Origin of the sequence: Gulosibacter sediminis (assembly GCF_030011715.1) — a bacterium.
Taxonomy (GTDB): Bacteria; Actinomycetota; Actinomycetes; order Actinomycetales; family Microbacteriaceae; genus Gulosibacter; species Gulosibacter sediminis.
In genome coordinates this window covers 1-4,178 of record NZ_JASCYH010000076.1, presented here as the reverse complement: position 1 = coordinate 4,178, position 4,178 = coordinate 1, and the positions used below count along the sequence as shown (strand labels likewise).

Here is a 4,178-nt window from a genome sequence, read left to right as displayed (position 1 = left end):
CGTAGGGTGGTGCAAGTCGAGGTCTTCCGGCGGACGGTGAGTGTGAGAACTTCCATCCTGGAAGACCTCGACGTCTATCCGCGAACCAGCCGGCGCCCCTCGACTACACCCTCAACTGCGAAGAGCCTCGAAACCATGGATGTTCTCCGACACCGGCCCGTAGACGAGCGTCGGAATGTTGCCGTAGTTCACGAATACGCGCCCGTCGAGGTAGCCGGGTGTCGTGAAGCTCGTGAGCTCGCGCGAGAACGCCGCCCGGTGGGTTTCCTCGAGCAGGCCCTCGGCGTCGCTGCCAGGCTCGAGCACGTAGCCCTCCGAGTAGAACCCGTCGGGCGTCAGCTGCGCTTCGAACGGGCGGTGCGACGAGTTGGTCGCGGCGTCCGCAACGCACTCCTCGATCTCGGCCCACGCGTCATCGGCAGTCGTGCCGGGGTAGGTCGCGACCCGCACGCGCAGTTCACACCAGGCGGGCACGCTCGATGGCCAGTCGCCTCCACGGATGCCACCGAAGTTGAAGTTGATCGGGTGGTCGAGATTTTCGAAGTACTCGTGCTCCCCCTTCTTGGCGTTCCACTCTTCTTCGAGACCACGCAGCGCCTCGATGACCTCGTAAGCGGCGTCAATGGCATTGAACCCGTTGGCCATCTCGCGCGGATGCGTCGGGTCGCCCGTAACGCGCACCGTGAACCAGAGCACGCCGACGTTCGCGCGCACGAGCGCATCCTCTTCGGGCTCGGAGATGATCACCGCATCGGCGGTGTAGCCGCGCAGGAGTGCCGCCAGCGAGCCGTTACCGGTGCATTCCTCTTCGACGACCGACTGCAGGTGCACGCGCCCGGTGAGTTCGAGACCGGCTTTGCGGATCGCGTCGAAGGCGAAGAGATTCGCGATGAGCCCGGCCTTCATGTCGCCGGCGCCGCGGCCGTACATCCAGCCGTCACGGATCTCGGCGTCCCAGGGCGACCGACTCCATTTGTCTTCGGGGCCCTCCGGCACCACATCGATGTGCCCGTTCAGAATGAGCGATTTGCCGAGGTCTTCGGTCGGCTCGTAAGTGCCGACGACGTTAGTCATGCCGCCGTAGTCGACGGTCGGCTTGCCGAAGCCGGGGTGCTCGCGAAGCTCGGGAGAGTCGATTGTCCAGCGATCGACGTCGAGGCCGAGCCCGCGCAGCTGCTGCTCGACGAGGTCCTGGGCAGGTTCCTCCCCTGCCCGCAGCGAAGGCGAGGCAACTAGTTCGGCCGTGCGTTCGAGCTGTGCGTCGAACTGGGCGTCGACCGCGGCCAGAATGCGTTCGGCAATGTCGTTGGAGATCATGGATGTGTCCTTTCGAAAGTTCTTGAACGGGGCGCGCGTCGGCTACGCATCGACCACGATGGGCTTGTCGCTGACGCGGAGTCGCTCGCCGAAGAACCCGCCGATCGCGGTGAGCAGCGAGATGGCGACGAGGATGATCGCGGCGCCCCAGGATGCGTTGTTCGAGATGGTCAGCATCGCGGTCGCGATGAGTGGCAGGAACCCCGATGTGGCGCCGGCGATGTTGTACCCCATCGCGACGCCCGAGTAGCGAAGCTTCGCGGGGAACAGCTCGGCGAGCAGCGCGCCCGAGACTGCGTAGGCGATTGTGACGAGCATGATGCCGATCGTGATCGCGAGCGTGATGGCGAGCGGCGACTTGGTGTCGATGAGCCAGAACAGCGGGAATGCCGCGAGACCGGTGAGGATGCCGCCCCACATCGTGACGATGCCGGGGCCGATGCGCTCCGAAAAGCGCCCCGCGATGACGGTCACGAAGATCTGGGCGACCGCGGCGATCAGCGTGGCGTTGACCATGATCTGCCGGTCGACGCCGAGCGTGTTCGAGCCGTACGAGACGACGAACGTCGTGATCATGTAGAAGCCACCGACGCCGAGCAATGCGCTCAGCGTCGCAACGATGAGCCGTTTCCAGGCGAACCGGAAGACCTCGACGGCGGGGACCTTGCTGGTCTCTTCCTCCGCCATGAGGTCCTTGAAGATCGGCGACTCCTCGACCTTGACGCGAATGTAGAGTGCGACGAGCAGCAGCGGGAATGCGAGCAGGAACGGCACACGCCAGCCCCACGCGTCAAAGGTCTCAGCCGGCAGCAGGAGCACGACGGCGAAGGCACCGGACGAGAGCAGCGTTCCGACGGGCGAGCCAATCTGCACCAGGGCCGCGAACCGGCCGCGCTTCTCTGCCGGGGCATGCTCGACCGCCATCGTGACGGCGCCGCCCCATTCCCCTCCGACGGCGAGACCCTGCACGAGGCGCAGAACTGCGAGCATGATCGGCGCGGCCAGCCCGATCGAACCAAAGTCGGGCAATACGCCGATGAGTCCCGTGGCAACGCCAATCATCACGATGGTAACGAGGAGCGCCGGCCGGCGACCGACCTTGTCGCCGATCCAGCCGAACAGGATCGCGCCAATCGGGCGGGCGGCAAAGCCGACGCCGAATGTGGCGAAGGATGCGAGGAGCGCGGCTGTCTGGTCGAGCTCGGTAAAGAACAGCCGGTTGAAGACTAGGGCCGCGGCGGTGCCGAAGAGGAAGTAGTCGTACCACTCGAGCACGGTGCCCACGAAGGCGGCGCGTGCGATCTTTCCGGCGTCGGCGCCGCTGACTGTGGTGAGACGTTCTCGAGGCAGGAGGTTCTCTTCTGTCTGGGACATCGGTGTTCCAATCGTGAGGTGTTCTCGGCACGACAATGCACCGACCTCACTAGCCGGGTTTTCGCACCGCTCAGAGCGTTCGAAGCTTCTGACCTCTTGAGCGTATGTCTCCAAACGACTCTTAGAAGTGTCGCGACAGAGCCAAATAGTGCGGGCTAGTGTTCATTTGCACCCTGCGGTTCGTTTGAGATGAGCACCATCGCGATGACGGCGTCACGCGGCACAGTTACGTCAATGCCGGTGAGTTCGTGAAATGACCGGAGCCGTTTGAAGACGGTGTTGCGGTGGAGGAACAGCGCGTCGCCGGCCTCTTTGATCGAGCCGGTGCGCATGAAGGCGTCAAGTGTCTCGACGTATCGGGATTGCTCGTATCCTGGCGTTTCGTTCCACGCCCCGAGCAGTTCCGCTTCGAATCCTGCGAAGCGCCCGAATAGTTCATGCCGCAGAAGGGATGCGAACGAGTCGCGCAGCGTAAGCACTCGCGGCTCATCGCTGACCTCCACCATTTCCCGCGCGAGGCGCGCTGCCGGCGACAGCGCCCCGAGGCCTTGAACTCGCGAGATATACGCGCCCGACGTTTCTAACTTCGAGAGCGACCAGTCGACCGGCCCAGTGCGCCGGCGAAACCAATAGACCAGTTCTTGGCCCTCGTAGGCGTACCCGCCGTCGCTCGCATAAGTCGCTCGGTCTGCTTCTGAAACATGGGACTTGTCAACGGCGACCAACTCGAACACGCCGTCGACCGGCAACGACAAAACGTCAGCAGCCGATTGCAGTTGCTCGTAGTCCGCCTTGTCAGCGAACAGCTTCGAGAGTGCTCGTTCGCGAGCCGTGCAATGCAGTTGCGCCATGATGTGTGTCTCTTCGAGGAAAGCACCCTGAGCCTCGATGGCATACCGCTCGACCATGTTGAGCACCCGCTCGCCGTTGGCCGCGAGCCCATCGATCAGGTCCGGTTGCGCGGCCCGGTGAAGGGCGCGCCAGAGCAGCCGGAAGTTGACGCGAACGCCCTCCGAGAATTGATCGATGCGCATGCCCTGCCGCGCGCGCCGGCGGCCGATTGTCTCGGGGAACTCCGCGGAGCCGACGTGCCCAATCGGCGCCGCCAGCCGCTCGAGGAATAGTTCGAACGCAAGCTGAGCCGTGCGCTCGATGTCAGCCTGTGGCACCGCGACATCTTCGTACGCCTCGAACGTCTCGAGCTCGCCGAGAAAGTCGGACAGGAATGTTTCATGGTCCGCCCGAACACGTTGCAGGAGGTCGACCCAACCGGATTCACTCATTCCCTTATTGTGGCCGTTCACGCCAGTCGCGTGGCGAATCGACCAGGCATTCCAGGATTACTACGAAGCGCATTGAGGGGTCTGCTGCACGGATAGGTGACATCTGATCTGGCTTGCCCGGGAGGGCGGCCTGGAAGGATGTCATTGTGCCCAAGCCCTATCCCAGCGAGTTCCGTGATGACGTTGTGCGCGTCGCGCGGGATC

At 63.9% G+C, this 4,178-nt stretch carries 3 protein-coding genes; all 3 read right to left on the bottom strand.

Features of this window, described 5'->3' with window-relative positions; genetic code table 11:
- Positions 1 to 111 precede the first annotated feature (111 nt).
- Positions 112 to 1,317: an ArgE/DapE family deacylase gene (locus QM019_RS12555; protein WP_282853288.1), complete on the bottom strand. Its 1,206-nt coding sequence runs from the start codon at positions 1,315 to 1,317 to the stop codon at positions 112 to 114.
- A gap of 42 nt (positions 1,318 to 1,359) precedes the next feature.
- Positions 1,360 to 2,691: an MFS transporter gene (locus tag QM019_RS12550; protein WP_282853287.1), complete on the bottom strand. Its 1,332-nt coding sequence runs from the start codon at positions 2,689 to 2,691 to the stop codon at positions 1,360 to 1,362.
- 155 nt (positions 2,692 to 2,846) lie between these two features.
- Positions 2,847 to 3,974 (bottom strand): PucR family transcriptional regulator, encoded by a 1,128-nt coding sequence (locus tag QM019_RS12545; RefSeq protein WP_282853286.1) that lies wholly within the window; start codon positions 3,972 to 3,974, stop codon positions 2,847 to 2,849.
- Between the last annotated feature and the right edge of the window lie 204 nt (positions 3,975 to 4,178).